Source organism: Maritalea sp., from assembly GCF_047634455.1.
Classification (GTDB): Bacteria; Pseudomonadota; Alphaproteobacteria; order Rhizobiales; family Devosiaceae; genus Maritalea.
In genome coordinates this window covers 1-5,695 of record NZ_JBLIAI010000101.1, presented here as the reverse complement: position 1 = coordinate 5,695, position 5,695 = coordinate 1, and the positions used below count along the sequence as shown (strand labels likewise).

The following is a 5,695-nucleotide window of genomic DNA, read 5'->3' as shown; positions in this document are numbered from 1 at the left end:
ATCAACAGCTTGGTACACAGGCGATCGTAATTTCGCAACTCGATCATGCCTCCTGTAACACACTCTTCGAAAGCGGGTTTTTGGTGCATCAAATGCCGACGCTAACGTTAAAACGATGTCCGTGGTCCGTAACCTTTTTGTTTGATCTCTGCATGTTGGGTTTACAATATGCCATTTCGTTGGAATAAACGAAAAATGGAAGTATTAATAATATTTGCATTTGTCGTTTTATGGTGGGCTTTCGGAAGCAAGGGCCGAATTCGAAAAAGAGTACGTCAGCTCAACACCTGGACCAAGCGTAAAGGTGGTGGTGCGAAGCGAAGATCTTTCGATTCGAAAACGGCAAGACTTTCGACAAATAAGACAATACTCAAGGGGCGAGCTTACATCGTCGATGGCGACACGTTGGTGATACAAAAAACTCAAGTGCGCCTATTTGGAGTTGATGCACCCGAACTATCTCACCCCTATGGTCAGCAAGCCAAGTGGGCGCTTGTTTCATTGTGCAGGCAGCAGATTGTTGTCGCAGAAACGTTAGAATACGACGATTATGGCAGAACTGTTGCGCGTTGTTACCTGCAAGATGGTCGGGATATCTCAGCTGAGATGGTCAAAATCGGATTAGCAATCGACTGGCCCAAGTTTTCAGGTGGGGCGTATCGAGACTTAGAATTGGCAGGGGTACGCAAAAGACTTTGGCTAGCTGACGCACGCCAAAAAGGACGCTTGCATGTTTGGGAGACATTTAACGCTAATCATCAAGACCCTACCTCATGAACTAAAGAACAATCGCCTGCAGCACGCGGGAACAACTCCATGACGAAACGTATATTCCACGCCCTCACATCCGGAGCCCGTCGAAGGGTGAACGGCACTGCACAGCATTTATGGTTCGACAGGCTCACCATGAGGGTTTTGTTCTACGTTGACGCTGGATAGACCCCGGATCAAGCCCGGGGAAGCCACTTCGCTGTCCGGGTGGCCATAGAATAAATTTGTGCCTTTCCTCTTGGTGCATTCCCGGCCCCCGAACCGGGATCACGTTGCGATCCTGTCAACGCAATAGCTATGTTCAACTTCCCCCCCACCCTTAGTCCCTCCCCACAAGGGGGAGGGAAACTGGGTTGTGCATTGAGCGTCCCTACCCAAACTCTGCGGCCATCATGGCTTTGAATTGCGCGACAGTGCTTTGATCCATGCCGACATTTTCAAAAACGGCGGCGGTAAAGCTTACTGGTGCGGTGCCGGGTGCCGTAATAATGCGATTATTTGCGATTACAGACGGGCTTTTGAGATAGTGCTGCGCCCCGGCATAGCCCTGAGCATGTTGGGTGAGATAATCCGCATCGTTTGAGGTATGTGGCACTTCATTTAGCAGGCCAGCACGTGCCAGCGCGAGGGTGCCGCCGCAAATGCCTGCTACAACTGCGCCGCTTGAATGTTGTTGGATCAGCAAGTTTTGGATATCCGGTGCATCTTCCGTATTCCAAATCATGCCGCCCACAACCACCAGCGCGTCTGGCTGCCATTCTTGTAAGTTATCTAGGTTTTTAGGAACCTGTGCACTGAGGCCGCCCTGCGAGCGAACCTGCCCGGCAACTGGCGTAAAATATTGAACTTCAAGACCGTAAAATGGACCTGCGGTTCCACCAATTAGGGCATATTCCCAATCGGCGAAACCCTCAGTGAGCAATAGGGCAATTTTTGACATCGATAGTTCTTTCCCAAATGAATCATCGCCAGAACATAACGGGAACAATCTGAAATAACAACGAGATTAACGTGTTGAGGCCGCAAAAATTACTCCTTTTCAAACGTTAATAACGCTTCGCTTTTTCTTTGTCGTGATAAGGATTTGTTCATAGACCCAGACGCCCGAGGCCAAGGCGTTGGTCGGGCGCTCATTGAAACTGGATGGTGCCGCATCGGTTTTCGAGATACCTTTAGTCGAATCTATTTTGGGACTTTTCAGGCAACTATGACAAAGACTTTGGACTTACGCAGTGTAGTTGTGATCGTCGCACTGCTAAATCTTGCGTACTTCGGCGTAGAGTTTGCGGTTGCGCTTTCCATCGGATCTGCATCCCTTATCGCAGATGCAGTGGACTTCCTGGAGGACGCCTCAGTCAATCTACTGATCGCGTTTGCTTTGGGTTGGTCTGTCGTAGCCCGTGCGCGCGTCGGTATGGCATTGGCAGGAATATTACTTTTTCCTGCACTTGGTTTCATTTGGGTGTTATGGGGAAAGGTAGGTAACCCCGTGCCGCCGGAACCATTTGTGCTGTCCGCCACTGGCGCCGGGGCATTATTTGTCAACCTCGTATGCGCCTCTATGCTGGTACGGTACCGCAACCACAGTGGAAGCCTCACAAAGGCTGCATTTTTGTCTGCCCGCAACGATGCATATGCAAATGTCGCCATAATTGCAGCAGGTGTTGCTACGGCCTTTACGCTATCGATCTGGCCAGACATAATTGTTGGCCTCGGCATCGCCGCCATGAACATTGACGCAGCGCGCGAAGTATTGTCTGCGGCACGCAAGGAACGTGATGCATCACCCTGACCAAGGACACCCTTCATACTGACGAAATGAAAGTACACATTTCATCCAAGCCAGCACAATCAAGTCATGATGTATTGTTTTCGCAATTTCGCGAAAACGATAACCATGCAACTTTTGCTGAAACTGCTAATAACGCTTGGCTTTTTCTTTGTCGTGATAAGGGTTGTCACCGCCGCGTAGCCACATGCGGATGGGTACACCATCTAGGTTGAACGCCTCGCGCAGACCGTTGATCAGGTAACGTTCATAAGACTTTGGCACAGCGTCTGGGCGCGATGAAAAGATGATGAAACTCGGTGGCCGGGTTTTGGCTTGGGTCATATAACGGAAGCGCAAACGGCGGCCGGAAACGGCTGGGGGTGGATGACTTTCGGTTTTTTCGATCAACCATCTGTTCAAGCGCGAAGTAGAAATCCTTGAATTCCAAGTCTTTTCCACTTTAAGAACAGCTTCCATCAAGCGATCGATGTTTTTGCCGCGCAGGCCAGAAAGGGTGACCAATGGCACGCCTTTAAGTTGGGGCAGCAGACGCGTGCAAGATTCCTGCATCTCTTTGAGGTGCTCTTGCTTATTTTTCACCAAGTCCCATTTGTTGAGCGCGATGACCAAAGCGCGGCCTTCGCGTTCCACCAAATCGGCGAGTTGCAAATCCTGTTTTTCAAACGGCACGGTTGCATCGAGCATCAACACAACAACTTCGGCATATTGAATGGAGCGCAACGCATCAGCAACAGAAAGCTTTTCGAGCTTTTCCTGCACTTTGGCGCGCTTGCGGATACCCGCTGTATCGACCAAGTTGATGGTGCGGCCCTGCCATTCCCACGGCACCATGATCGCGTCACGGGTGATGCCAGCCTCTGGGCCAGTCAACACGCGTTCTTCGCCAACCATTTTATTGATCAAGGTGGATTTACCGGCATTTGGACGACCAACAATCGCCACGTTTAGAAAACGTGTTGGATCGTAAGTACCCTTGCCGTCTTCAACGCCTTTGCCGTCTTCGTCCAACTCAACGTTGATTTCAGGCATCATCGATTCGTCGAGCTGGGCGATTGCCTGCTCAAACTCTTCGTGACCTTCTTCAAGGTCTTTGGCGGCGGCTTCAATGGCGGTTGCAACGATGTGATAGAGATCGGCGAGGCCAAGGCCATGCTCAGCTGACAGCGCAACCGGATCGCCAAAACCAAGCTTGTAGGCTTCAAATAGCCCCGCCTCTGCGGCACGTCCTTCGACCTTATTGGCCAGCAACGTGACCTTTTTGTTGGCTTTGCGCAGCAGTTGGGCGAAGTGCTCGTCCATCGGGGTGACACCAGCGCGCGCATCGATCATCAACAATATGATGTCGGCTGTTTGAATAGCCGCTTCGGTTTGTTGACGCATACGCCCTTCAAGCGTTGCATCGTCCGCATCTTCATAACCAGCGGTATCGATGAGCGTAAATGTGAGGTCGCCAATGCGGCCCTCGCCTTCACGACGATCACGGGTAACGCCTGGTGTATCGTCAACCAACGCGAGCTTTTTACCCACAAGACGATTAAACAAAGTGGATTTGCCGACATTGGGACGCCCAACGATCGCAACAGAAACAGACATTATAGGGCTCCAGTCAGGCGCGTCAGATTATTCCGACGCAGCCTCAGCAATTGGGCCAACGCCTTGAGCGGTCAATTGGCCGAGATAAAGTGCAACACGCAACCCAAGATCACGAGGGGTCAGCGGATCTGCAGCGATTGCATCAAATAACACGCGGGCCTCAACAAGGTTGCCCGCTTTGTAATGCGCCAAACCAATAGCCTCGCGCGCAGCATTGCGCATCGGATGGTTTGCAACCTGCATATCACCAACACGTTGGGTGACCGCCAATGGATCGCCTGCATCAACCAGCAAGTAAGCCGCAAAGATTGCAGCAAGCTCGCGCAAACGCGTGTCAGATGATGTGCTCAACAACGCGTCGTACGCAGCGATAGCCTCTGTGGTTTTTCCGTCTTCGGCCAACAAAGCTGCCGCACGGAATTGGGCCAATACTGGATATTGGCCGGGGCCGGATTCGATTACGCTTTGCAGCGCTATTTGGCCACCTGCAATGTCGCCGCTTTCAATGCTGTCTATAGCGGTGGCAAATTGATCCGCACCATTGTTGGCGGTCGATGTCTGCCACCAGCGCCATGCTTCATTGCCCGCAACAAGCAAGATAATGACAACGGCAACGCCGATCACATATGGGCCATATTGGCGCCATAGCTTATTCATGCGTTCGTTACGCAGTTCTTCGTCTACTTCGCGGAATGCACTATCTGTATCGGACATAATTTGTGGCTCTTGTTGCTGGCGTATTTTAAGTCGTGCACCATAGTGTGGGCTTTGGGAAAAAGCAATTTGTGATTGGGGCATTTAGGCCGAAAAATAAGTGAAATCACCTCCCAATTGCCAAAGCGGTAAATGCTGGGCAAGATCGGAGGATGGAAGACAAGCATAATACTGTTCAAGAACAAGCGATTCCGGCACTTGATAAAGTGCGGTTTGACCTTGATGAATACGCAGCACGGACCCGAACTGGGCCATGTTTCATTTGCGAGCTGGTGAAAGGCAATCCGGAATTCAAACATCATATTGTGTGGGAGAACCCTGAATTCGTGGTGTTCTTGAACAAATACCCCACACTGCCCGGATATCTGATTGTTAGCCCGAAAAGACATATCAAAGACTACGCTGTGCAAATGGATATTGCCGAGTATCTCAAGATGCAGACGCTCATCCACAAGGTTTCAAATGCACTAAAATTGGCGTTCGACGCGGAGCGTATATACCAACTCTCACTGGGCAGCGCACAGGGAAACAGCCATGTGCACTTTCATATCGCGCCGCTGCCAAAGGGCGTCCCATATGAAGAGCAGCAATACCATGCGCTCATGGCGGAGAACGGTATAATCTCATACACTGAGGAAGAGCTTGCGACGATGGCCAAGCGAATTATCACCTCAATTGGCGCATTTAAGTTAGACGAGTAGATGGCTAACAAAGTTGAAAAATTCAAAACGCTGCTTCTAGCGCGAAAGGCTGAGTTGGAAGAGCTGAATGCCATTAGCGCCGAGGCACGCGAAACGGTAACGCTGGATCAACAGTCCGTTGGGC

6 protein-coding genes are annotated in these 5,695 nt (G+C 50.9%); 3 read left to right on the top strand and 3 right to left on the bottom strand.

The annotated features are described in order from the left end of the window. The first annotated feature begins 195 nt into the window (after positions 1 to 195). The gene (locus tag ACJAZW_RS15005) at positions 196 to 777 is read left to right on the top strand and encodes a thermonuclease family protein (protein ID WP_415159545.1); all 582 of its coding nucleotides are present in this window, start codon (positions 196 to 198) and stop codon (positions 775 to 777) included. 364 nt (positions 778 to 1,141) lie between these two features. Here ACJAZW_RS15005 and ACJAZW_RS15000 read toward each other — a convergent pair whose 3' ends face one another. After that, positions 1,142 to 1,711, bottom strand: coding sequence for a DJ-1/PfpI family protein (locus tag ACJAZW_RS15000; RefSeq protein ID WP_415159543.1), 570 nt, complete (start codon positions 1,709 to 1,711; stop codon positions 1,142 to 1,144). A 267-nt stretch (positions 1,712 to 1,978) separates the two neighbouring features. Between ACJAZW_RS15000 and ACJAZW_RS14995 the strand changes: the two genes are divergently transcribed. After that, positions 1,979 to 2,563, top strand: coding sequence for a cation transporter (locus ACJAZW_RS14995; RefSeq protein WP_415159541.1), 585 nt, complete (start codon positions 1,979 to 1,981; stop codon positions 2,561 to 2,563). A gap of 126 nt (positions 2,564 to 2,689) precedes the next feature. Here ACJAZW_RS14995 and der read toward each other — a convergent pair whose 3' ends face one another. Together der and ACJAZW_RS14985 are read right to left on the bottom strand one after the other, a co-directional pair. Then, positions 2,690 to 4,156 (bottom strand): ribosome biogenesis GTPase Der, encoded by a 1,467-nt coding sequence (gene der, locus ACJAZW_RS14990; protein ID WP_415159539.1) that lies wholly within the window; start codon positions 4,154 to 4,156, stop codon positions 2,690 to 2,692. A 27-nt stretch (positions 4,157 to 4,183) separates the two neighbouring features. After that, a complete protein-coding gene (locus ACJAZW_RS14985; RefSeq protein ID WP_415159537.1) occupies positions 4,184 to 4,870 on the bottom strand; it encodes a tetratricopeptide repeat protein in 687 nt (228 codons plus the stop codon). Positions 4,871 to 5,022: 152 nt separating this feature from the next. On the opposite strand from ACJAZW_RS14985, the gene ACJAZW_RS14980 reads away from it, so the two are divergent. Continuing rightward, positions 5,023 to 5,571, top strand: coding sequence for an HIT family protein (locus ACJAZW_RS14980; protein WP_415159535.1), 549 nt, complete (start codon positions 5,023 to 5,025; stop codon positions 5,569 to 5,571). Positions 5,572 to 5,695: the final 124 nt, after the last annotated feature.